This window comes from Teredinibacter turnerae T7901 (genome assembly GCF_000023025.1).
GTDB classification, from domain to species: Bacteria; Pseudomonadota; Gammaproteobacteria; order Pseudomonadales; family Cellvibrionaceae; genus Teredinibacter; species Teredinibacter turnerae_B.
Map to the genome: position 1 here is coordinate 4,492,641 of NC_012997.1, position 23,096 is coordinate 4,515,736.

The 23,096-nt window shown below is 55.0% G+C and carries 18 protein-coding genes; 11 read left to right on the forward strand and 7 right to left on the reverse strand.

The window, feature by feature from the left end; translation table 11 throughout:
• The first annotated feature begins 10 nt into the window (after positions 1–10).
• The 6 genes from TERTU_RS18065 to entS are packed head-to-tail and all read left to right on the forward strand — an operon-like array spanning position 11 to position 14,382.
• A complete protein-coding gene (locus tag TERTU_RS18065; protein WP_015817978.1) occupies positions 11–1,180 on the forward strand; it encodes an efflux RND transporter periplasmic adaptor subunit in 1,170 nt (389 codons plus the stop codon).
• Positions 1,177–4,320 carry a multidrug efflux RND transporter permease subunit gene (locus TERTU_RS18070; RefSeq protein WP_015817325.1) on the forward strand — a complete coding sequence of 1,048 codons (3,144 nt, stop codon included), beginning with the start codon at positions 1,177–1,179 and terminating at the stop codon, positions 4,318–4,320. Before TERTU_RS18065 ends, TERTU_RS18070 begins: the two co-directional genes overlap by 4 nt.
• Positions 4,317–5,654, forward strand: coding sequence for an enterochelin esterase domain-containing protein (locus tag TERTU_RS18075; RefSeq protein ID WP_015816819.1), 1,338 nt, complete (start codon positions 4,317–4,319; stop codon positions 5,652–5,654). The genes TERTU_RS18070 and TERTU_RS18075 overlap by 4 nt, the downstream gene beginning before the upstream one ends.
• Positions 5,638–5,895, forward strand: a complete 258-nt coding sequence (locus tag TERTU_RS18080) for an MbtH family protein (protein WP_015818593.1) — start codon at positions 5,638–5,640, stop codon at positions 5,893–5,895. The genes TERTU_RS18075 and TERTU_RS18080 overlap by 17 nt, the downstream gene beginning before the upstream one ends.
• On the forward strand, positions 5,895–13,094 hold the full coding sequence (locus tag TERTU_RS18085) for a non-ribosomal peptide synthetase (protein ID WP_041590315.1): 7,200 nt from the start codon (positions 5,895–5,897) through the stop codon (positions 13,092–13,094). The genes TERTU_RS18080 and TERTU_RS18085 overlap by 1 nt, the downstream gene beginning before the upstream one ends.
• Positions 13,095–13,128: 34 nt before the next feature.
• A complete protein-coding gene (gene entS / locus TERTU_RS18090) occupies positions 13,129–14,382 on the forward strand; it encodes an enterobactin transporter EntS (RefSeq protein ID WP_015819712.1) in 1,254 nt (417 codons plus the stop codon).
• An 89-nt stretch (positions 14,383–14,471) separates the two neighbouring features.
• On the opposite strand, the gene TERTU_RS18095 is transcribed toward entS, so the two are convergent.
• The 4 genes from TERTU_RS18095 to TERTU_RS18110 form a co-directional block, all read right to left on the reverse strand.
• Complete coding sequence (locus tag TERTU_RS18095; protein WP_015818694.1) at positions 14,472–14,936, reverse strand: SRPBCC family protein; 465 nt, start codon at positions 14,934–14,936, stop codon at positions 14,472–14,474.
• A complete protein-coding gene (locus TERTU_RS18100) occupies positions 14,929–15,267 on the reverse strand; it encodes an ArsR/SmtB family transcription factor (RefSeq protein WP_015817824.1) in 339 nt (112 codons plus the stop codon). The genes TERTU_RS18095 and TERTU_RS18100 overlap by 8 nt, the downstream gene beginning before the upstream one ends.
• A 247-nt stretch (positions 15,268–15,514) precedes the next feature.
• On the reverse strand, positions 15,515–16,429 hold the full coding sequence (locus TERTU_RS18105; protein ID WP_015817350.1) for an OmpA family protein: 915 nt from the start codon (positions 16,427–16,429) through the stop codon (positions 15,515–15,517).
• Between the two features lie 19 nt (positions 16,430–16,448).
• Positions 16,449–16,805, reverse strand: coding sequence for a DUF4398 domain-containing protein (locus TERTU_RS18110; protein WP_018275198.1), 357 nt, complete (start codon positions 16,803–16,805; stop codon positions 16,449–16,451).
• A gap of 303 nt (positions 16,806–17,108) precedes the next feature.
• Between TERTU_RS18110 and TERTU_RS18115 the strand changes: the two genes are divergently transcribed.
• Together TERTU_RS18115 and TERTU_RS18120 are read left to right on the forward strand one after the other, a co-directional pair.
• Complete coding sequence (locus tag TERTU_RS18115) at positions 17,109–17,888, forward strand: DUF1206 domain-containing protein (protein ID WP_015820738.1); 780 nt, start codon at positions 17,109–17,111, stop codon at positions 17,886–17,888.
• 76 nt (positions 17,889–17,964) lie between these two features.
• Positions 17,965–18,567: a YqaA family protein gene (locus TERTU_RS18120; RefSeq protein ID WP_015820219.1), complete on the forward strand. Its 603-nt coding sequence runs from the start codon at positions 17,965–17,967 to the stop codon at positions 18,565–18,567.
• 38 nt (positions 18,568–18,605) lie between these two features.
• Here the strand turns inward: TERTU_RS18120 and TERTU_RS22055 are convergent, their stop codons facing one another.
• Together TERTU_RS22055 and TERTU_RS18125 are read right to left on the reverse strand one after the other, a co-directional pair.
• Positions 18,606–18,764: a hypothetical protein gene (locus tag TERTU_RS22055; RefSeq protein ID WP_015817206.1), complete on the reverse strand. Its 159-nt coding sequence runs from the start codon at positions 18,762–18,764 to the stop codon at positions 18,606–18,608.
• Between the two features lie 422 nt (positions 18,765–19,186).
• Positions 19,187–19,828, reverse strand: a complete 642-nt coding sequence (locus TERTU_RS18125; RefSeq protein ID WP_015820500.1) for a DUF2959 domain-containing protein — start codon at positions 19,826–19,828, stop codon at positions 19,187–19,189.
• Positions 19,829–20,148: 320 nt separating this feature from the next.
• Here TERTU_RS18125 and TERTU_RS21505 point away from each other — a divergent pair, with 320 nt between their 5' ends.
• From TERTU_RS21505 to TERTU_RS18140, 3 genes are read left to right on the forward strand one after another with little or no spacing between them, the layout of a single operon-like run.
• Complete coding sequence (locus tag TERTU_RS21505; protein ID WP_015820305.1) at positions 20,149–20,307, forward strand: YqaE/Pmp3 family membrane protein; 159 nt, start codon at positions 20,149–20,151, stop codon at positions 20,305–20,307.
• A 19-nt stretch (positions 20,308–20,326) separates the two neighbouring features.
• Positions 20,327–21,622 carry a cardiolipin synthase ClsB gene (gene clsB, locus TERTU_RS18135; RefSeq protein ID WP_015819982.1) on the forward strand — a complete coding sequence of 432 codons (1,296 nt, stop codon included), beginning with the start codon at positions 20,327–20,329 and terminating at the stop codon, positions 21,620–21,622.
• A gap of 39 nt (positions 21,623–21,661) precedes the next feature.
• A complete protein-coding gene (locus TERTU_RS18140; protein ID WP_015820426.1) occupies positions 21,662–22,003 on the forward strand; it encodes a DUF4112 domain-containing protein in 342 nt (113 codons plus the stop codon).
• A 59-nt stretch (positions 22,004–22,062) separates the two neighbouring features.
• Here the strand turns inward: TERTU_RS18140 and TERTU_RS18145 are convergent, their stop codons facing one another.
• The gene (locus TERTU_RS18145) at positions 22,063–22,422 is read right to left on the reverse strand and encodes a hypothetical protein (RefSeq protein ID WP_015819085.1); all 360 of its coding nucleotides are present in this window, start codon (positions 22,420–22,422) and stop codon (positions 22,063–22,065) included.
• Positions 22,423–23,096: the final 674 nt, after the last annotated feature.

Below are 23,096 nucleotides of genomic sequence, written 5' to 3' on the forward strand. Positions count from 1 at the left end.
ACTTAACACCATGAAAAAAATTTTCTCGACATTTTTGTTATTAGGTGCGCTCTGCGGTTGTCAAAGCGATACCATTCATGACGAGTCAGTCCATAACGAATTAATTCACAGCAAGGCTGAGTCCACCCTGCGCGTTTCTGCGCTTGATATTCGCTTACAAAATTTGCCGGTACGCAGCGAAGTCGCCGGTCGTACCCGCGCGTTTCGCAGCGCAGAGATTCGACCGCAAGTTGGCGGGCTGATAGAAAAGCGCTTATTTCGTGAGGGTTCTCGCGTTAACAAAGGCGAGTTACTTTACGAAATCAATGCGGACAGCTATCGGGCAGAAGTCGCTATAGCAGGTGGTGAACGAAACGTAGCCGCTGCGACCTTGTTCAACGCCAAAACCCATTTGGCACGGCTTCGCAAACTCGCTGAAAGCCAGGGGATTGCCCCCCATGAAGTCGACCTCGCCGAAGCCAGTTTCCAGCAGGCAAGCGCCCAACTCGCCGCCGCCGACGCTGCCCTTGAAAAAGCGGAAATCGATTTAGAGCGCACCCAGATTCGCGCACCCATTGGCGGGGTTATCGGTCGCTCTGCCGTCACTGAAGGTGCCCTGGTATCGCCCGCACAAATAGACGCACTCGCCGTTATCCAGCAATTCGATCCAATTTATGTAGACATGGTGCAATCGAGTCAGCAATTCATTCAGCTGAAACGCCGCTTGCAAGCCGGCACTCTCCATGCCGGCGACGGTCAGGTTCAACTCTTGCTGGCCGACGGTTTGCCCTATGCACACGGCGGCGATATTCAATTCACCGAAATGCAGGTTGAGCCAAGTTCCGGCGCGGTCACCTTGCGCGCAAAATTTCCCAACCCCGACAATTTATTGCTCCCCGGTATGTATGTACGCGCTCAGGTCAACCAAGGTATAGAGCCGAACGTTGCGCTGGTACCACAACAGGCAGTGATCTACAACGCCGCAGGCGACGCATCTGTGTGGCTTGCCGACTCCGACAATAAAGCTACCCGGCGGCCAGTGACTATCGTGGCACGCGAGGGCCATCACTGGGCAATCGCTGGCGTGCTTGCGTCAGGCGAACGGGTCATTGTGGAAGGGCTCCAGCGGGTGCAGGAAGGCCAGCAACTCACGGTAACGCCATGGCAGGCGACGAATGCAATGGAGATCAGCTCACGATGATTGCCAGAATTTTTGTTCAGCGTCCGGTACTGGCTGGTGTTTTTGCGATTGCGCTCATGTTGCTCGGCGGCATCGCACTGCGCTTCTTACCGGTCAGTCAATACCCCAATATTTCGCCGCCCATGGTACTCGTGGAAGCTGTGTATCCGGGCGCATCGGCAAAGGTAGTCGAAAACAGCGTAACGCAAATTCTCGAGCAATCTCTCAAAGGTCTCGATGGTTTATTGTATTTCGATTCGGTCAGCACGTCGGACGGCGTCGTGGAGCTCACCCTGGTGTTTGATTTAAACACCGACGTGGAAGTCGCGCAGGTGCGCGTTCAAAATAAAGTTAACCAGATAAGTTATCGCCTGCCTGCGCAAGTACAACAACGTGGAATTACTGTTAACAGCCTGCAAAACAGCTTTTTAATGGTCGCCGTTTTTCACGATGCCAGTGGCCGTTTGAGCGACAGCGATATCGCCAACTGGATTAGCAGTAGTATGGAAGACCCGCTGAGCCGGTTACCTGGCGTCGGTGCTATCCGCAATTTCGGTGCGCCCTATGCAATGCGTATCTGGTTGGACCCACACCAGCTCGCCGCTCACCAACTGATGCCCAGTGACGTGGAAGAGGCGATATACGCACAAAATACCGAAGTCCCGGTCGGTGAACTGGGCGCGCGTCCGCATCGCGAAGGCCAACAGCTAAACGTCACCGTCACGGCGATGTCGCGATTACAATCGGTAGACGATTTCGCCAGCATCGTACTTAAAACCCGAGCCCAGGGCGACGTCGTGCGCTTGGGCGATGTCGCCCGTATTGAAATTGGTCGCGAGAGCTACGCCAGCACATCACGCCTCAATGGCAAACCTGCATCAGGTCTCGCGATGATGATGGCGCCCGGCGCAAATGCCATGGCAACCGCGTCTGCGGTAAAAAATCGGATTGCCCAGTTGCGCCACACATTTCCCGCGGGCGTCGATGTATTTTATCCGGAAGATGCGTCGCGCTTTGTAAAACGCTCTATTCGCGATGTGCTGCGCACCCTGGCAGAAGCCCTGGTGTTGGTGGTGCTGGTGATGTATTTATTTTTGCAAAACTGGCGCGTCACTTTAATTCCAACGCTCACCATCCCTATCGTATTACTCGGCACCTGTTGTGTTATTGCACTGCTGGGCTATAGCCTGAATACGTTAAACCTGTTTGCCATGGTATTGGCCATCGGCTTATTAGTCGACGATGCCATTGTGGTCGTCGAACATGTCGAACGCACCATGATGCAGGAAAAACTCGACGCCCGTAGCGCAACCTTAAAATCCATGCAGCACATGACGCGCGTGTTAATAGGTATTGCGCTGGTACTCGCGGCGGTGTTTTTGCCCATGGCCGCTTTCCCCGGTTCCGTAGGTGTTATTTATCGCCAGTTCTCCGTCACCCTGGTAACCGCGATGGCGTTATCAGCCGTCGTTGCCCTCACCCTCACCCCTGCACTCTGCGCCGCCTTGCTCAAACCGGCAGATGGGCACAAACGCAATCCGGTTACGCGCGCGTTCAATCGTTTATTTTCAGTGATGAAATTGCGTTACCACCACAGAGTGACCGCGCTACTCAAACGCCCCTTGCGCTTTAGCGCAATTTATCTGGTGTTGCTGGGCAGTACCTGGTGGGCGTATCAGTCGCTGCCGACCGCATTTATTCCAGAAGACGATCAGGGTACGGTCATGGTTCGCTATGCGCTGCCCGAAGGCGCCAGCTATACCCGCACACGTGAGCTGGTGCGCACAGTCGAAAACTATTTTATGCAACACGAGGCGAAAAATATCGCCGGTATTTATACGGTATCGGGATTCAGCTTTTCCGGCTCCGGGCAAAACGCCGGTATCGGTTTTGTACCACTAAAAGACTGGTCACAGCGCCAAGGCCAGGAAAATTCAGCGCAGGCGATTGCCGCACGCGCCAATAGAGCGCTGGCGGATCTGGTCGAGGGCAAAGTGTTTGCCATGGTGTTGCCACCCATCGATGGCCTCGGCGATACCAACGGCTTTGAATTCTGGCTGCAGGATGTGGCGGGACGGGGCCGCGAGGCATTGGTGGCCGACGCCTGGCAATTAGTAAATTCGTTAACTAACGAGCCAGACATTATGTTCGCCGATGCCGACGGCGGCGAATCCAGTCCCAACCTCAACATCCATATCGACCAGCAAAAAGCCTCAGCCATGGGGCTAAACCTTCACACCATCAACCAAACCTTGAGCACCGCCTGGGGTGGCCGCTACGTCAACGATTTTGTTTACGACGGCCAGTTGCGCAAAGTCTTTATTCAGGCGGATGCGCCCTTCCGTTCAGCACCGGAAAATATCAACGATTGGCAGGTTCGCAACAACCTGGGCGAGATGGTGCCATTTTCCGCATTTACCGCGCAGCAATGGGAATCCGGACCAGGCCAGATTTCCCGATTCAATGGCTTGCCCGCCGTGCGGATTACCGGCGCTGCAGCGCCGGGTGCCAGCTCCGGGCGCATTATGGAACGCATCGAAACCCTGGCGGCCACACTGCCGGGCACCAACTACGAGTGGAGCGGCCTGTCCTACCAGGACAAAATTTCCAGTGGCTCTGCCACCTTGCTTTACACGGTTTCGATACTGTTCGTCTTTTTATGTCTCGCCGCACTTTACGAAAGCTGGAGTATTCCGCTCGCTATTTTATTGGTGATCCCTCTCGGCGTGTTAGGGGCGGTAGTGCTGGTAATGCTGAGCGGCCAAAGCAACGATATTTTCTTTCAGATCGGAGTGCTTACTTCTATCGGGTTGTCAGCGCGCAACGGCATTTTAATCGTGGAGTTTGCTGAACACGCGATTCAGCGGGGCGGCTCCGCTTTCCACGCCACCCGCAAAGCCGCCAGCCTGCGCTTGCGCCCGATTTTAATGACCTCACTCAGTTTCGGCGCGGGCGTGGTGCCACTCATTGTGGCCACGGGCCCCGCGGCCAATGCTCAACATGCCATCGGCCTCGCCGTGCTCGGCGGCGTAATCACCGCAACCCTGCTCACCATTTTTTATGTGCCCCTTGCCTACCTCGCAATTTGCCGGATACGCGGCTGGTTATCGTCTTCCACGCAACCGATAAATCCAGTCGCGAGCGAAGGTGTTCCGCTATGAAACACGCACCTAATTTTCGCATAGCTATTGGCAGTGAGGCCTGGTGGCAACAGATTGCGAGCCGCGGCACGCCACTGATTAAACGGCTGCACAACGGCTATTGTCGCATCACATTTTATTGGCGCCAACCGCAGGACTGCGCGATTCAAACAGTTTATATCGACTGCTGGTCGCTCACGCCTCACCCGGTAGAGGCTCCCACCGCCATGCTGCGTATTCCCGCCAGCGATGTCTGGTACTGGGAGGTGTGTCTGCCGGAGACCTGGCAGGGTTCCTATTTTTTTATTCCCGTAGTGGACGGCGACGGCTTCCCGGTACACCACGAACAGCGCCGCGCCTGGTGGATCAATGCTATTGCGCTTTTTGGCGAAGCAGACCCGTTTAATCCGCTGCCGTCGTACACGAGTGGCAGCCACGCGCTCTCGCGTCTGCTGATAAAACCGTCGGTGTGCAGCCTGGCGAGCGAAACACGGTCCGCCGCTCTGGCTGATGACCGCTTGCATCTCGCACACTGGCACAGCCACTGTCTCGACAACCAGCGCCGCGTCTGGCAATTACGCTGTGGCGACGCTGACGGCGCACAGGCAGACCTGCCCCTGCTGATATTTCTCGATGGCGCTATCTGGGCGGAACAGCTGCCAGTGGCCAACTGGTTGCGCGAACAAACCGACGCGGGTCTGCTGCCCGCCGCTCGCTATGTGTTTATCGAAGCTCTGGACAGCCGTACCCGCGCCGACGAACTCACCTGTAATCCGACGTTCTGGCTTGCGGTGCTACTCGAGCTACTGCCGCAGCTGAACTGGCAAGGCAAGATCACACCACTCACTCTGCTTAATCATCGCAATGCCGAAGCTCTTCGATCAGTCGCGCAGGCGAACACCCCCTTCCCGGACGAATCGCTGCCCGCAATCACCACCGCGTCCTGTCCCCGTGGGATCACCGTGATCGGCCAGAGTTTTGGCGGCCTCGCCGCTTGCTACGCCGGGCTGCTATTTCCCGACGCAGTCTCCCGCGTTATCAGCCAGTCCGGCTCATTTTGGTGGCAGAGCCCGCAAGGTGCACGCCTCGATCAATTTGCCGCAACAGGCCCCGCGCGCACTGGCGAAGTCCAGTTTCTGCTGCAAGCAGGCCGTTTTGAAAGTGATATGCGGTGCGAAAGCCAGCGCATGTCCGCCGCCCTGAGCGCATCAGGTTACACCACGCATTACCAGGAATTTGAAGGCGGCCACGATTGGCTCTGCTGGCGCGAAGCGCTACTGACCGCCCTGCCGCAACCTTACCCCGCTGCCACCCGCCACCAGTGCGAAGGAGTTTTCCATGTCGACGTTCAATGAAGAAACCATCAATCCTTTTGACAACCCCGCTCATACCTTTCTGGTGCTCACCAACCAGCAGCAGGAATACAGCTTGTGGCCGACCTTTGTGCCCACGCCTAAAGGCTGGGAACCGCAATTCGGCCCCGCCTCGCGGGATGAATGCAGCGCATACGTAGAAACCCACTGGACTGCCGGGCCCTTATTTCCAAATACCGAGTCTGCGCGCGCCCACAATCCAGAATCGCGGGAGGGCATCTGATGACATCGCACACACTCCCTCTGTTGCCGACCCAGGAAGGCATCTGGCTGGCAGAACAGGTCAGCGAAGAAAAAAACACCTTTGTGATTGCCCATGCAGTGGCGATTACCGGTGCATTGCAGCCCGCCCTGTTTGAACGTGCTGTTGCCCTGGGGTTGCAGGAGGCGGATACCGTTATCGCAGGCTACACCGAAGTTGACGGTGTCGGCCGCCAGAGAATTCCTGCCGCTGTGAGCCTGGAATCGCTGCCCGCGTTGCAGCACATCGACTATGCTGCCGACGGTGACGCCGAGGCGCGTGCCAGGCAGTGGATGCAAGCCGACATCGCGGCCGACCATGTCTGCGACGGCGAGCACCCGGCGCTGGTAAATATACTGTTCAAACTCGCGCCCGAAACTACACCAGCGGGCAAAGCGCAACCACGCTGGCTGTGGTACCAGCGCTATCACCACATCATGCTGGATGGCTACAGCTTCACCGCGTTGACCAAGCGTATCGCACAGCACTACACCGCCCTGGTTCGGCAAACCACACCACCTGATGCCCGCCCTTGCCCGGTTGCCGATGTAATCGCGGAGTGCGACCAGTATCGGGCTTCGCCCCAGCACGCCCGCGACAAAACTTTCTGGCAAACCTATTGCGCCGAGCTGCCCCCGGTGGCAAGCCTGAGCCGGGTACCCATTACCGATGTACTGCCCACGGCCGCGCAGCACACCCACTACCTGACGCTGCCGGAGGCAACCCTCGGCCAGCTGCAACAGCTTGCGCAACACCACGGCCTGAGCGCGCCCGATCTACTACTCAGTGCGCTCGCCAGCTACATCGCCCGCATCACCGGGGCGAACCAGCAAACCCTGGGAATGCCGTTTATGCGCCGCATGGGTTCGGTGGCCATTACCGCATCGGCTCCGGTCGTTACCGTACTGCCGGTGGCACTTCGCCTGAACTTGGGCGATAGCTGGCTCGACGCCGCCCGCCAGCTGAAACAGGAAATTAAACAGGTACGCAAACACAGTCGCTACGACGCCGAAGCCATTCAGCGGGACGCCCATCTCGTCGGCAGCAGTCGCCGCCTTTACGGCCCGCTGCTCAACTACAAAATGTTCGACTATCACCTGCAATTCGACACCCTCACCGGTACCACCGAGCACCTGGCGGCAGGGCCACTGGACGACTTTGAATTTGGCGTGCAAATTCACGAGCAGCGTATCCGTTTGGATCTGCGGGCCAACGCCCGTTATTACACTGCCGCCGACGTCGCCCTCCACGGAGAGCGCTTGCAGGGCTTTATCACCGCGTTGCTGGGCCAGCCCGAACAATCGCTGCAAACCCTTCCTTTACTCGCCGACAGTGAACGTGCGCAGCTCAACGACTGGTCGCAAGGGCCGGCGGTTACCCATCAGCTACCCACGCTGTGCACCGCTTTTCGCCAGCGCGTCGCCGAACAACCCGGCGATCTGGCACTGGTGTGCGGCACGCGTAAACTGACCTTTGCCCAACTGGGGGCGCGGGTGGACCAGCTCAGCGAATGGCTCCTGCTTTGCGGCGTGCAGCCCGGCCAGAACGTCGCCGTGGCACTGCCTCGCCAGACCGACGCTATCGCCGCGATGTTCGCCATTATGCAAACCGGCGCCTGCTGGGTCCCGATCGAACCGGAATATCCGCGTGAGCGCATCGACGCCATTTTTTCCGTTGCCAACCCGGTGTTGGTCATCAGCTTGAGTTCCATCGAACTGCCTGCCTGTGCACGCATGGACCTGGATGCGCCGTCGGACATGAGCGAGGCTGCACCTGTTTCACCAGACGTCATGGCGCGGCGGGCGGATGCCCTTGCGCAACCTTCACCCGAAGACCCGGCGTATATCATCTTCACCTCGGGCAGCACCGGCACCCCCAAGGGTGTGCAGGTATCCCACGGCGCGCTGGCCAACCTGCTGAACAGCCACGGCCAGCAATTGTTCGGGCCGTTTATTGCACAGATACAGGCAAGCCACGGCCGCCGTGTGCGCACCATGCACAGCCACTCCATCGCCTTTGACTCCGCCTGGGATCAAACCCTCTGGCTGGCTCTTGGCCAGGAGTTGCATCTGTTCGACGAAGAGCTGCGGCGCGACGCGTTCGAGATTGTTCGCTATGTCCAGGAAAACCAGCTGGACGCGCTCGACATGCCGCCCTCGCTGTGCAGCGCGCTGCTGAACAATGGCTTGCTCACCACAGATCTGCACCGCCCCGGCTTGATTGGCATTGGCGGCGAGGCGGCACCAGCGGCGCTCTGGCACGAACTGCGCGAACACCCGGAGGTGGTCAGCTACAACCTGTACGGGCCCACAGAGAATACCGTCGATACCCTGGGCGCATCCCTCGCTGTGGCGCCTGAGCCCACTGTCGGCCGACCGATCGGCAATGTTCACGTCTATGTGCTGGATACCTGTCTGCAACCAGTACCCCTCGGTGCGGTGGGCGAGTTGTATATCGCTGGCGCCAGCCTCGCCAACGGTTATGTGAATCGCTCCGACCTCACCGCCAGCCGGTTTGTCGCCAACCCGTTTCGCGACGGCGAGCGCATGTACCGCAGCGGTGATCTCGTGCGCTGGAGCAACGACGGGCTCATTGAGTATCTGGGCCGTGCGGACGACCAGGTGAAAGTACGTGGTTACCGCATCGAGCTGGCCGATGTGGAAAACGCGCTCTCTCTGTTGCCCGGCGTGGAGACGGCGACGGTGGTAGCCGAAGCCGTCAACAACAGCCACCGCCTGCTGGGTTACTGCGCGGTGCCGGATCTGGAGAGCCACAACAGCGAAGCTCTCACACGCGAATTTCTCGATATTCTGCACGCGAAACTGCCCGAATACATGGTGCCCGCCGCACTCACCCTGCTCACCCAAATGCCCTTTACAGTCAACGGCAAAATCGACAAAAAAGCCCTGCCGCGACCGCGACTGCTCAGCCGCAATCACGTTGTGCCCGTGGGGGAGCGCGAGCAACTGTTATGCGCGCTGATGGCGGATATTCTGGCGGTAGACAACCCGGGCGCCGAGGACGATTTTTTCGAACTGGGGGGCGACAGTATTCTCGCCATTGGCCTCACCACCGCGTTGCGCGGCAAAGGTTACCAATTGAAACCCAGCGCAGTATTCGTCGCCCGCACGCCACGCGCCATGGCACTCGCCATGACTGCGTTGGCGGTCACCGGGCTGGAGCAGAACCCCGGCGCTGACTTTGCGCTGACCGCTGCCGACACTGACAAACTAAAGCAGCGGCACGGCGTTTATCGTGCCCTGGCACCCGTGCTGCCGCTGCAGCAGGGCATGCTCTACCTGGCACAGACCGCAGCGGACGGCGCGAACTACAGCGCCTGGACCCTGCTGGATCTGGCAGGCTCGCTCAATACCGAGCGCCTGCACCGCGCGCTGAGCGTGGTCCTGAGTGAAAATCCGCAGCTGGCGGGCCTGTTCGATATGGAAACCGCAGCGCAGCCGGTATTTCTGCTGCCCGCCGCCGGTGTACTGCGCTGGCCCTGGCGCTTTGAGGACATCAGCTATCTACCCCTAAGCGATCGGGCCCAGGCGCTGGCAAACATCACAACCGAGGTAATCGACGCTCCCCTGCCCTGCGACCGGTTTGGCGGTATGTTGCGGGCGTGCCTGGTGAAAACCGGTGCTGAACAGTTCAGCCTATATCTGGTGATTCACCACCTGCTGATCGACGGCTGGTCGACGCCGCTGCTGTTGCGCAGATTGCTGGCGGCTTACCGCGACAACGAGCAACCGCGCGCGCGCAGCGAGTCGCCTTACCCCCGAGTACTGCAGCAGTTAGTGAATCGCGATCACACTGCCAGCCTCGATCTGTGGCGGGACTACCTCGCCGACGCTCGCCCTTGCGTGCTGTTCGAGCAGGCCACGCCAACCGTTGAGGAAGCGGTGTTCACCCTGGATGAAGCCTCCAGCCTCGCTCTTAAACAAGCGACGCAGGCACACGGGCTCACCCTCAACCTGGTCATGCAAGGCATCTGGGCGCTGGCACTGGCGGCGATAAGCGGACGCGAAGCCGTCACCTTCGGCATGCCGGTGTCGGGCCGCAGTGCGAATATCGATGGTCTCGACCAACAACTCGGACTGTTTTTGAACACCATTCCGGTCGCTTTCCAATTAAGTCCGCATCAGGACCTGTGGCAGCAACTTGGCACCGTGGCCGCGACCCATATGACATTGCTGGAGCACGATGGGCCGGGGCTTGCGGAAATCCAGCGCCAGGCTGGCGGCCAGCCACTGTTTGACAGCCTGCTGGTGGTGGAGAACTACCCGGATAGTGACTATCTCGGTTACGACCTGGCAGGTACTCGAATTACCGATATTCACAACCGTGGTTACAGCCACTATCCACTGGCGCTGCTGGTGGTGCCGGGCGAACGCACCACCTTGTTGGTGGAAAACCGGGGCGCCATTGCCCAACCGGCGCAACTGGCCAAACGCATTGCCGGATTTATCGATACGCTACTGAAGGCGCCACAAACACCAGTGTGCCGTTACGAACTGCAAACCCTGGAAGAGCAGGCACAGCTTGCCGCCATCAATGCCACCTACCAAGCCCTGCCGGTCAGCACCCTGCGCGACCACCTCCGCGAACAGGCCGCACGCAGCCCCGCTGGACTGGCGCTGCAGGATGCGGAGCACAGCCTGACCTACGCGCAGGTGCGCCATCAGGTGAAATGCTTGGCCGGCGACCTGCAAGCGCAGGGTGTGTGTCCCGGGGATATTGTCGCCGTAGCCCTGCCCCGCTCGGTGCGACTAAGTATCGCGCTGCTGGCGGTCATCGAAGCCGGTGCCGCCTATCTGCCACTGGACACGAGTTACCCCGACGAACGCCTGGCATTTATGCTCAGTGATGCCAGGCCGCGGTTATTGATCACCGAAGCAGCCAATGCCGCGCGCTTTAGCGATGTTTCCTGTGTGCACTTCGAGGCCCTGACCCCAGACAACGCCCAGCAGCAGTTCCGCGAAGTCGCATTGACGGCCAATGCTCCGGCGTACCTGCTGTATACCTCTGGCACCACAGGCCGCCCCAAAGGCGTGTTAGTACCACACAACGCGATTGTTAACCGCATATTGTGGATGCAGCACCAATACCCTCTGCACAGCGACGACGTGGTACTACAAAAAACCCCGAGTAGCTTTGATGTATCCGTGTGGGAGTTTTTCTGGAGCTTTATGGTTGGCGCGCGCCTGGTAATGGCTGCACCCGATGCCCATCGCGACCCGGACGCACTGGCCCGAGCAATCGACCACTACCAGGTCACCACCATGCACTTTGTGCCGTCGATGCTGGCGGTGTTTTGCAACAGCCTGACGGCGAGCGAATACCGCGATTGTCGCAGCCTGCGCCGGGTGTTTTGCAGTGGTGAGGCACTGAGCAAAGTGCTCGCGAGAACCTTCAGCGAAATGTTCGATGCGCAGCTCCACAATCTTTACGGCCCCACCGAAGCTGCGGTAGATGTGACCTACGAACCCGCCTGCGGTGACCTCGACGAAGGCGGCAGCGGTGTGCCCATCGGGCTGCCCGTATGGAATACCCAGTTGCGGGTACTGGATGCCTATCTGCGTCCGGTGCCACTGGGTGCCAGTGGCGAACTGTACTTGTGTGGCGACCAGCTCGCCGCGGGTTATCTGCAACGCGCCGAGTTGAGCGCGTCGCGATTTGTTGCCGACCCGCAGGGCAACGGTACCCGGATGTACCGCACCGGCGACATCGTGCGCCACCTGGCCAGCGGCAAAGTGGAATACCTGGGGAGGGTAGACGACCAACTCAAAATTCGCGGCCAGCGTATCGAACTCGGTGAAATCGAAGCGGTTTTACGCGCGCAACCGGAAATTGCCGATGCCGCAGTACACGCCCAGGTACTCGGCGGTGACCGTCAGGCGCAGGGCGACCAGCGCCAGTTGGTCGCCTACTATGTGCTGAAAGACAGCGCGACCCATAACAGCCCATCGCTTACCAGTGACATGTTGCAAACACGCCTGGCCCAACAACTGAGCAGCGCCATGATGCCAGCCGCCCTGGTCGCAATGGACGCACTCCCCCTCAACGCCAACGGCAAACTGGACCGCAAGGCATTACCCAAACCTAACACAACACCAGTTCACACACCATCCGGTCGCGCGCCCGCGCGCGGGCTGGAATCCCGTCTCGCCGCAATTTTTGCCCGTGTTCTCGGCGTGGATTCAGTGAATGCCGACGACGACTTCTTCGCAATAGGCGGCCATTCCTTATTGGCCATGACACTCGCGGTGGAAATTCGCAAAGAGCTGGAGCGCAGTGTACCTGTGGGCCAGATTATGACCTCGCCCACCGTAGCGTTGCTCGCCGCCCAGTTAAACAGCGATGTCATGCTGAACGACTTTGGCAGCGACGGTTTCGACCCGGTTATCCAGCTGCGCGCTGGCAGCGATACCCCCCTGTTCTGCGTTTACCCTGGCTCCGGTTTCGCCTGGCAGTACAGCGTGCTGTCCCGTTACCTGGATAACAACATGCCCATTGTCGGGCTGCAGTCGCCGCGCCCCCACGGGCTTATTGCCAGCAGCCGCAACATGGACGAGCTGATCGAGCGACAACTGCAGATTCTGCGCGACCAACAACCTCACGGGCCCTACTTCCTGCTCGGTTATTCCCTGGGCGGCACCATCGCCTATGGCATGGCCGCACGCTTGCGCGCTGCGGGTGAACGCGTGGATTTTCTCGGCCTGTTGGATACCTATCCGGCAGAGGTGCACGACTGGACCGACCCGGACGATGCCGAAGCAACCTTGGGCGCGGAGCGGGAGCAACAACAGGTATTAAACGAGGCGATGGACAACGCCGACGGTGAGTTGCAACAGGAAAGGCAGGCAATGCTGGCGCAGATTTTTGCCAACTATAAGGATGCGGTCACCCTGCTCGCGGCGACCAAAACACCGAGTTACGACGGCCCGGTAAATGTTTTCGTGGCAGACAAAGACCGACCGGACTATATCGAGCCCGCCACCTGCTGGCAGCCTTACGTCAGCGACCTCACGCTACACCCGCTGGCGCACTGCGAACACCAGGACATCATGTCGCCAGCATCGCTGCAGATTCTTGGCCCCCAGATTAACCAGGCCTTAAAACAGCGACAGACTGAGCGCCACCCGGAACCCGACACCCGCGTGCAGCTCGCCAACGTGTGAGCCCGCGCCGCCAATTTTTAACAAGAGCTGGACTATGAAAAAGCTATTCGTCAATTTTGATATCTTGCAACACAACGCCAACTTTCGCGCCGTGTTTATCGCCCGCACCATTTCGTTAATCGGCCTGGGAATGCTCGCAGTGGCGCTGCCGAAACAGGTGTACGACCTCACCGGAGATAGCCTACAAGTGGGCATCGTGATGGCACTCGACGGCGTTGGCATGTTCGTCGGCCTGTTGTATGGCGGCGTGCTCGCCGACCGACACGATCGCAAAGGCCTGATTTTGCTTGCCCGCAGCATATGCGGACTCGGCTTTTTCTGGCTTGCGGTGAATGCATTCCTGCCGCAACCGGCACTCTGGGTGATTTATGTGTTTGCGCTCTGGGACGGCTTTTTTGGCGCCCTGGGCGTCACCGCATTGCTCGCCGCCATGCCGCACATTGTCGGTCGGGAAAACCTGATGCAGGCGCGCGCCGTTAGCATGGTTTCGATGCGGCTCGCCGGAGTCGCATCCCCGGCACTCGGCGGCTGGATCATCGCCGTTAGCGATGTCGCCTGGAACTATGTGCTCGCGGCTGTGGGAACTGCGATTACCCTGCTGCCGCTACTGCGTTTGCCGCGTATGCAGCCACCGGAATTTGAGCCGCAGCACCCGCTGCGGGAACTGTTCGATGGTGTCAGGTTTCTGTTTCAAAACCGTATCGTGGGGGCCGTGGTGGTTATAGGCACCTTAGTCACTTTGACCACCGCCATTCGCGTGCTGTTTCCGGAAATGGCCGAATCCCTGTTTCAGGATAACCCCATGGCACTGGGCTTACTTTATTCCGCCGTCCCCCTCGGCGCGACTCTGGGCGCGTTGCTCAGCGCCTGGGCCGAACGCCTGGAACAACCGGGAAAGTGGATGGGATTAATATGTTGCGGTGTGTTTGGCTCGGTGGTGGCGTTTGGTTTGGTAGAAAATTTATGGCTGTCGCTGGCAACGCTTGTGGTGTTTGGCTACCTCACTTGCATCGCCTCGCTATTGCAATACACCCTGGTGCAGGGGCACACACCCGATGAGTACCTTGGCCGCATTAATGGAATATGGACAGCGCAGGACGCCTGCGGCGATTCGATAGGAACCGTTGGCATTGGTTTAATTGGCAAAGTGTTTTCTACCGCAGGAAGCATTGTGTTGCTGGGCGCAGGTGCGCTTACCCTGGGCCTGGTTACTCTGGGGTTGTGCAAACAATTGCGCAGTGCCGGTTTAACGGACACGGGATTGACCGACTCCGCCCGCACCGCCTAACGAAAAAAGCGCTCGAATATTTTATTAATAGAGGAACCTCTAATTAATAAAGTTGAGTAGAGCGCTTTTCAATTGGCCTGGTGGGCCGATTAATTTTTAAGTTGTTGAACAAAGCTATCCAGTTGTTCGAACACGGTTCCCCAGCCATCGAAAAAACCCATGTCCAGGTGCCGCTGACGGGCTTCCACACTATTGTGTAACACCTGTGCGCTATAGGCGGTGCCCTCAGGGTGATCTTCCAGGGTTATAATTGCGGTCATAAATGGCGAGGCATTGGGTCGCCAACCACTACTTAGCGCATCCGAAAAAATAATTTTCTCGTTTTCCACTACCTGCAAAAAACAACCTTCGCTTGCAAACTCGGAACCGTCTTCCATACGCATCAAGGTTCCGAAACCGCCACCCGTGTAAAATTCGTGTTTAATCGATTCGGTAACCACAGGTTTCGGAGCCCACCATTGCACCAGGTTCGCGGGGTCACGCCACGCTTGCCAGACAATGTCACGAGGCGCTTTAATTACCCGGCTAATTTCGATATCTAATTCTTTATCCATCGCGATTTTTTCCTTTCATCAGTTGGTTTTCAACGAAATCGGCGAGACGATCTGTGCGGGATTCCCACAGGTCGCGCTGCGCATCGAACCATTGCTCGGCTAACGCGAAATTCTCCTCGCGCAGGCGACAAGTACGCACACGGCCTTGCTTTTCAGATGTAATCAGCCCGCTGTTCTCAAGAATCGCGATATGTTTCATAAACGATGGCAATGCCATCGGAAAAGGTTCCGCCAATTCCTTAACAGAGGCAGGCCCGCCACCCAATCGAGCAATAACCGCACGCCTTGTGTTGTCACCCAGTGCGTGAAATACCGCATCTAATGTGTTCATCGAGCAAATGCGCTAAGCGCCCCAATTAGTTAGCCTTTTGGCTAACTATAGAAATACAACCCTAATAAGTCAACAACTGTTTTAACACAGGAAAATGTTTTAGAGCGGGAAAAGAAAAGCGATTGAATAAAATTACGGGGCAAGCTTTGGCAGACAATTGAAACTGCCCCCGGAAACATGTGCGGGTTCGGGCGCGAAGCCCGAAACTCGAGTACCACAGACTGATTTAGCGATTAAAGCGAAACAACTAACGTTGAGCCACACGGTCGTCTACTGCTTTATCATCTTTATTGGCGACCACCAGTTCAACCCGGCGGTTTTGCTGGCGACCGGCTGCCGTATCGTTAGAGGCGACCGGATACTCCTCACCATAACCTTTCGCACTTAAGCGGTCTTCGGCAAGCCCGTTGTCAACCAACTGTTTGACAACCGCCTCGGCCCGGCGCTCGCTCAAATTCTTGTTGTAATCTGCAGCACCGGTACTATCGGTAAAACCTTCAACAAGAATTTCGCGGTCCGGATACTCCGCCAGTAAATCACTCACTTTTTCGAGCGTGCGCACTGCACCCGGCTTCACTTCGGATTCATCGGTCGCAAATAAAATATCACCCATGGTGATAACCAGACCACGCTTGTCGAGTTTAGTCGTCACCGACTCCAACTTGCTTGCCATTTGCGACGCTTTTTCTTCCATCGAGTTTGCTCGCGCCACGGCCATCTCCGCGCGTTGTTCTGCCGCTTCTGCACGAGACTTCATAAAGGCGGCTTCACGCTCTGCCTGCGTTAAGTCACGTTCGCGCGCCTGTAGCATCAGATCTTTGCGGCGAACATCCGCATCGTCAATATATTCCTGACTGCGGTTGTGTTTTGCCAGTTCAATAGCTGTATCCAGCTTGCGCTCTGCGAGGTACTGCTGATGCTCCAGCTCGTAATCGTCTGCGCCATCATTCTCGAGCGTTTCCAAACGCGCAATGGATTTACCCGCTTCGTCAAACGCCACTGGCGCGTACTCTTCCAGATTTTGGCTGGATACCACAGAGTTATAACGGGTTTGCAGTTCGGTTAATTCATTACTAGGTTCATGGGTGGTTGCGCAACCGGCCAAAAGGATCATCGATGCACTTGCTGTTGCCAATGTCATTTTCTTCATTGCGTATTTCATAATTCGTCTCCTGTCTCCGTTATAGTTCCTGCTCGAGCGTGTTTAAACTTTCCTGCAACTGCTCCTCAGCTTTGTTTGAACGCGTCGCATTGGTTTTGGCAATGGCGAATTGAGAATCGGCCATTGACTTCTCCAGGTCGTAGCGGGCTTTTGTAAATTTTTCGTCCGCCATTGCAATCCTTGCGTCTTTCAGGTGTTGTTTTGCGTCTGCTAGCGCTACCGGTGCCAGTTGATCTGCGCCCATTTCTTCAGCCGTTCGGATATCCGCCTGGGCTTCACTCATCAAGCTGTTGGGGGCTGTGCCCTGCGAGGTACAGCCCGCAACGGCTATAAGACAGCCGGCGAGAAAAAATAAAACTAACGTCCTCATATTCATAACATCCTCCAATCGTTGTAAATGAGTTCACTCAATTGCGAGTGCTAACCTGATTACGCACAGACTATGCCAGCGCACTTTTTTAAAGAACCAGACAACTTGATTACCCATTTTTTTCGAAATCTGGTTTCCACCGTATTTCGAAAAAAATACATACTCACATCGAAATAATATAAAAGGCTCGGTATTTGCAAATCTTTAATTACCATTAGCCTTTACAGCTGAATAACTACAGCTCTCAGGATTCAACGAGAGAACAATTTTTCAAAGCGACATTGCAAATATTGCGTATAGGAATAGACAATGCATTACACCGAGACAAAGGAAAACTTTAAAGTTTGGGCGCGAACAGGCTACGCATCGCGCGGCCTTATTTACGTTATTGTCGGAACGCTTGCGGTATTTGCTGCCGTGGGTAGCGGTGGTGAAGTTACCGATAGTAAAGGCGCTCTACAAAAAATCATGGAGCAGCCGTTTGGCTATTTTCTTATTATTTTGCTGAGTATTGGTTTATGCGGTTATTCCGTATGGCGATTTCTTCAAGCAGTGAAAGATACAGACGATCACGGCACCAACGCGAAAGGTCTCGCCATACGTGGCGGCCTGCTGGTGAGTTGCCTGGTGCATTTGTTTCTCGCCTACTGGGCGATCTCCGCCGTTTTTGGCTCGCAGAAAAACTCTGGCGGCGTAGAACAAAGCGGTTGGCTGGACTCGACCATCGGCCAAATTGGGCTGGCAATTGTTGGCGCATGTGTTTTTGGTGCCGGGATAGCACACCTTATCAAAGGCTGGACCGCAAAATTTGAGCGCTATATGGATATACCCGATACCCGTGCATTAGCAAAAACTCTCTGTCAGTTCGGATTAATCGCACGCGGTGTGGTGTGGTGCATTCTTGGCTCGCTCCTGCTTCATTCAGCACTTATCGCTCACCAAGGCGAGATTTCCGGCATGGCGGACGCGCTGCACACTATTCAGGAAAGCGACTACGGCACAGGACTGTTCTCAGTTATCGCCTTCGGACTGGTCGCATTCGGTATTTATGGCTTTCTCGAGGCAGGGTACCGCCGCATTAATGCGTAGACCGCACATCAATCTGCGCTTTAACCATCCAAGCGCGGATAATTAATTACAACCTGCAAAGAAAGGAACTCACACCTTGGAATTTAAATCCCAAAGCGCAAAAAAATGGTTCGACAAGATCGCTCAGTCAAAACACGCTCTTTGGCTGTTGTTCGCATTGTCGTTTCTCGAAACCATTATTATCCCGATTCCAATCGAGCTTATTCTGATTCCCTTGATGGCGGCAAATCGCGACCGAATATGGCGACTGGCAACTGTGACAACGGCTGGGTGCCTGGTTGCCTCCATCGTGGGTTACGCCGTCGGTATGGCAGTGTACGAATCTGTCGGTAAGTGGTTTATCGACGCCATGGGCTACCAATCGGCCTACGAATCCTATAAAGCATTTTTCGACAGCCATGGCTTTTGGGCGGTATTGGCCGTGGGCATATTACCTATACCTTTTCAGGTAGCAATGATTACCGCAGGTGCTGCCGGCTACTCAATTACACTCTTCGTTCTGGCTGCAGTAATCGCACGCGGCTTGCGCTATTACGGGCTTGCATTCCTGGTAAAACGCTTCGGAGAAAAAGCGCAGTCTCTGTGGCAAAAACATGCAATTGCCGTCAGCCTCGGTGCTGGCGCACTACTGGCAGCAATGTATTTTGGACTCAAGTGGGTTAGCCAAAGCATTATGTGAGTTAGTTTAAAGACATGGCGCGGATTGGGTAATACAACCTATGCTACTAAACTGGCAACGAAAATTGTGGTATAAAAGTCGGCGCGAAGATTCAGCGCCGTTGCCAGAGGGGCAGTGTAGGCCCACGAAGTATTAAAACACGCGCGCATTTCGATAGTATTTAACGGGCACACGGTTAAGTGGAGAGCATCATCCATTTAATCTCCGGATTAATGGCGTTGCAAAATGCACAATTCTATAACGCTCATTATCGTTGCCACCTCAGTTATAGATATCCACACTGTTCGACGATAACTTTACCTATGTGACCTGTGTGACCTGTGTGCGTTGGCGGTGCAATCGTTAGCTGCTAATACAGTCAGCCATCCTCTGGCTTAGCGCAGCCGCTACTCTGCTATTCCAATTGTTCCCGTTGTGAGTTTTTACGAGCACTGAAGTAATGGCTCGGCTTTAACCTGAAAATATTCTGCGCGTCAAATGCAAAACAGTATTTATGAGAAGGATTGGCTGTGGCAAATGGAAAGTTTTTGGTCGTGGTTCAAGTTAAATATAGAGTTAGCAAATAGCAATAAAGCGACGATAAACGAACAGTAATCACCAATCGCCGCGATTTTCCCAACTAGCGTTTCATCTCGGCAACAAACGCGTCTGCCTGTGCGATAGCCTCTTGCATGGCGTTTAACAGACGATCCACATCTGCATCAATTTTTGGCACTTCGGTTTTTAATGATTGAATTGCCTGGGCGTTGAGGTTGTGTTTTAAAAATAATACCTGATCCAGCATCAAGGCGAGCACCGGCTCCATTCGCGATTCTGTTTGATGCATTGCCGCTATCAGTTCTTCATAACGCACCTGCGTTTGTTTTAAACGCAATTCACTTTTCTTGCGCAATGAATCACTACTGTATTCACCCAGTTCTTTCCGCCACTCACGAAACATGGCGTTAGCCACGCTCTCTATCGCGTCTATGCGCTCACTGATGTCCTCAGCAACTTCACGGGAATCTTCGTATTCGTCATTTAGTGTGTTGTACACTTTTTCCAGCTTGCCGCCATCAAATTCGTGTACCGATTTGAATGCTTCCAGTGCGCTGGTAAACTGATCTTCACCGTCGTCCTGCGCTCTGCGCGCATCTTGCACCCTGTCTACCATAATATCTCGTTTGTAAACACCGAACTTTTCCATGGTGCCATAGTAAGCGCTGGAACAGGCGCTCAAAGCGCCGACAAAGCAGAAAGCTTGCAGAGTTTTGTTTTTCATTGGTTATCCATCCCGAAGGTCCTCACCGCGCGATACAGAGCGCTTTTGCTATACGTAGCAACTACCGTGCTAGGATGAATTTTTTGGTGAACTGCCCGTTTTTTCTGGGTTATAGGCTGCCTATCCCCGCAAGAGGGCAGCATTCAACTGTAAGTTTTCCATCGAACGTGTAAAAAAGGGGGTAAACCCGCAGCCTATTTCATTGCAGCCTGCTTAGCCAATAGCATCTCAAGCGCCGCAGTACGAGGGCTTCCGCGATTTGGCACGGTTCCCGCTTTAGCCCTCGTGAAGATGGTAAATTTCAACAGAGGATAACAATCATGGACCTTATTCGCGTTTTGCTCTCTATTTTACTTCCCCCAGTCGGTGTGTTTTTGCAGGTGGGTTTCGGTCTGCAGTTCTGGATTAACATTTTGCTGACAATTTTGGGTTATATCCCCGGCATAGTTCACGCAATCTGGATCATCGCCCGACGTTAATCAGGCCAAGCATTTCAGCATGAAACCTAAAAAACACAGGGAGTCGACCATCGAATTTGAGTCGGGCAATAAAGTTGTACTGCTCAACAATGGCGACGAGTTTGTACCGGATCTGGTCGAGGAAATTACGCGGGCGTCAAAGGAAGTCCTCATCGAAACCTACGAGTTTGCCGAAGACGATGTAGGAAAAAGCGTTTTCGAGGCCTGTAAAAAGGCGGTAGCAAATGGCGCAGAAGTAAAACTCACCATTGATGCCTATGGAAGCAGTGATTTTTGTAGCGAGAATTTTATATTTGAATTCGTCAAAGCTGGAATAAAAATTTATCTCTATGAACCCAAGCACCGTTTACCATTTAATGCTCAAGCATACGGACGTCTGCATCGCAAACTTGCGGTCATTGACAATAAAATTGCCTATGTAGGCGGTGTTAATCTCACAGAGAAATACACTTTGCAGTTTGGCGAAGCCGGAATGCGCGATTTCATGCTCCGTATTGAGGGGCCTGCGACCGATCAAGTACGCACGCATTGCCTTGAGAATATTCCCGATGACGAATCCTACAAGGATGAAGCGACGTTAAAGCCTGCGACGGCTCGAGGAGATGCCAAGCTCGCACTCACCTGTCGAGACAATCATGTGGGAAGACGGCGTGCTATTGAAACCTGCTACCTTGACGCGATAAACGAAGCCAAACAGAGTATCACGCTCGCTTGTGCCTACTTCTTCCCGGGGCTGCGTCTTCGCCACGCATTGCGCAAAGCGGCAGATCGGGGTGTGAAAGTCCGCTTAATTTTCCAGAAAAAGCCGGATCTCCCGCTGGTACTCACTGCAGCCAGGTCACACTACGGCCATTTTCTCCATCATGGAATCGAGATTTACGAGTACAAAACCCGCCCTCTCCACGCCAAGGTTGCTGCCATCGACGATAACTGGTGCACCATAGGCTCCAGCAACCTCGACCCATGGAGTCTTACGCTTAATCTGGAGGCCAATATACTGGTCAAGGACAGTACATTAACCCGTGAGCTGTGTGGGGAGCTGGAAACCCTAATCGACGAAAGCGAAGCAATTAACAAGGCGGACTACGGCCGCTGGGTCTCACTGAAGAGTATCGGCTATCGGGTATCCTGGTGGTTTTTCCGGCTCTTGCTTAAATTCGCCGTGCTTATTAAAGTGGGCAATCCGCTAGTGCGTCGCTTGTACCGCGATGGGGATGCCATAGACAACACCGCAAAGCGGTTGGACGGCAACAAACAAACGGTGGAGCACGAACGGATAGACACTCGTAATAGCGAACGGGCGAAGTGCACGTAAAGTAAACGCTATGCGCCGGCTTGCCCGCAGGGACACACCATGATCAAAGACAGTAAATCGGCACAAAACCTCGCGTGGTTGCTGGATAAAAGCATTCCGCTACCCGGTGGTTTTAGAATCGGCCTCGATGGCGTTATCGGCTTGATTCCTGGCGTCGGCGATTTTGCTACCGGCGCCATATCGCTGTGGATCATCGCTCAAGCAAAGCAACTGGGCGTACCGAAGACTGTGCTTGCTCGCATGATATTCAACACTTTTCTCGATTTTACCCTCGGTTCCATTCCGTTAATTGGCGACCTGTTTGACTTTGCATTTAAAGCCAATATGCGCAATTTGGACCTGCTGCAAAAACATCTCGACAAACACGAACTCGGCGTATAGCCCGGGTAACGATATAGCGCCTACCCGAACTATGTATGTGCGAGAGCCACCGCACAGGTTCACGACCGAATTGGCGTGACCGCGCGCAACGGCGAGTTTTGTCGTTTTTGATAGCGTTCCAGTTCGCTCGCGCCATCAATCGGCGCAATAGACACCAGATGTTCAACCTTTAAATAAAGGTCACCACGAAACGCTTCAAGTTTACCCTTACCATATTGATACAGCTTTTCCTCTTCGCTGTTTCCAGAATCATCGTAAACCGTGGAAATCCAATACACCTTATTTAATTGGAAATACCCGTCACGTTGTTCATTGGATGTGATTTTTTCGAAGTCACGTTGCCACATAAGGCCTTTGAACGACCACACATCGTCGTTGCCTTTGGTGGTTTCAATTTTTACCCAAATAGTTTCGCTCATAACGCTCTGCCAGTTCTGCCGTAATCGGCGTATTTTTATCGGGCAATTTCACCTTTTTGGTGACGAAAAAAAACCCGAGGGAGTTTCGCCCCTCGGGTTTTTTAATTAAATGATTAACTAAAAATCTGAAAGGCGACGTGCCTACCAGATTTTTGCACTAGCAGACACCAGATAAACGCACAGCCCCAGGCTGAAGTCGATCAAGACTCCAGGGAACAGCGCAAACAGTATTGTTGTGTTTTATGCCAGGCAAGGTAGTTACCTCCAGTTAAAGTTGGGCGAATTATAAGCGCCTGAATATGAAAAGCAAGTTACAAAAGTCATAAAGGAACCTCTTGGTTAACCTAACCAGCGGTTCCTATTACCCCGGCGATCAAACAGATGGTCCTATCTATTTGATCGCGCGCCCTTGAAGTACAGGCGTAAATGTGTGAATTTTCTAGTACTTCAAGGGCTTACATTGCCCTTCGGGCAATGGCGGTTCGTGCCTGTACCGCCTAAATAAAAAAAGGCGCCCGAAGGCGCCTGACAAAGGTCGAGAGTTGGCAATCTCTCAAGGCTATTAAGATGGTTCCGTCCAGTTAATAATGCGCCCTTACCGTCCCGGCGAAATGAATAAATTTTCCGGTCTTTCAGGGGCTTATCTTACATTTCGGATAATAGCGGTGCCTCCC